The organism is Bradyrhizobium sp. AC87j1, from assembly GCF_002936975.1.
Taxonomy (GTDB): Bacteria; Pseudomonadota; Alphaproteobacteria; order Rhizobiales; family Xanthobacteraceae; genus Bradyrhizobium; species Bradyrhizobium shewense.
Window position 1 is genome coordinate 1 of record NZ_PTFE01000248.1, and the last position, 1,232, is coordinate 1,232.

Genomic DNA, 1,232 nt, shown 5'->3' on the forward strand with positions numbered 1-1,232 from the left:
TCGGCGTTGTGGGGGTCGCGAGCTATCCCTCAAGCACTGTGGGGCCGTACTTGGAGTGCTATTCAGGAATTCAAGTTCGTGATCCCGGCGGTGAGACCGGCTTTTACATTCCTTACATTTACGTGACAACGAATGATGCAGCGCTTGCCTCGGGACGAGAGGTTCTTGGTGCTCCAAAAAAGCTGGCGCACATTACTCTGATTAGAGAAGGTGGCCTAATTCAGGGTACGCTCGAGCGTCCAGCTGGCAAGCGTCTGCTGACCCTTACCGCTCAACCGGACCAGCGCATGAGCTCGAGTTCGCAACAGATGTTTTCTGCGCGGACGTATTTCTACTCGGTTCGGCATCTGCCCCCCATCAATGAGCGCGGGAAGGGTGCAGTAACGCAGCTCGTCAAATGGTGCACCGAGCGAATGTTGCGACGCGACGAGCTTGGCGAAGAAGTTCAATTTACTGGACCCACCTCCCTAACTTACGACTCACCCTCGATTGTCGATCCCGTGCACAATATTGCCCTTGGCGAACCCGTGCTCGGCACATACGAGGAGTATGACGCCAAGCTCGAGGTCATTGATATCCTTTCGGAAACCGCAACTCCAGGTAAACAGTGATCGATAAGCTTCAGGAGTTCATCCAATCCTGAGTTCAGCCCCGGGCTCTCGGCGTGCCCACTGATGAGCCGTTACAGTATCGCATCGATCTCCGCGTCGCTGTAGACATAGGGCTTGGCGCGCTTTCATCGGGGCAGCATGCCGACGGGCGACACCTCCGCTCTCGGATCGAAGTTGGCGACATGGCGCGCGAACCCGCGCACGTCGCTCAATCGCGGCGCCCAGGATGCATGACGATCGGGCGGCAGCGTTGCCCATTCCATTGCCAGCTTCTTGGTGATGATCCTGGCTTTGCGCTTCTTCAGAAGGCAATGAAGTCGGCGAGCCGACGGGTCTGGTGCTCACACTTATATCCCAACCCCTTGCGCATGCTCAGGTACTTATCGGGTGCGGAGTGCAGATCGGTCATTGCACGCCTCGAGGCCGGGGCAGGCTCAATGTTCTCAGCGCATCGATGTCGACTTCGCGTAAATCCGGGTGGTGCCGTGGTTCTCTGTAAGCGATGTTTTGCGGCCACCTTCCGGATGATGCGCTGATCTGTAAGTCTGCGGTTTGGTTTTGACCGTAAGGCTTAGAATGGACACAGTGCGTAGTGCTACCACGGAGCCAGTGCGGCGGCTC

General features: G+C 57.1%; 1 protein-coding gene. It reads left to right on the top strand.

Translation table 11 applies throughout. The features are described from left to right. The coding region (locus CV770_RS41110; protein ID WP_245454030.1) for an acetoacetate decarboxylase family protein at nucleotides 1-611 on the top strand (611 nt) is incomplete at its 5' end. Nucleotides 612-1,232: the final 621 nt, after the last annotated feature.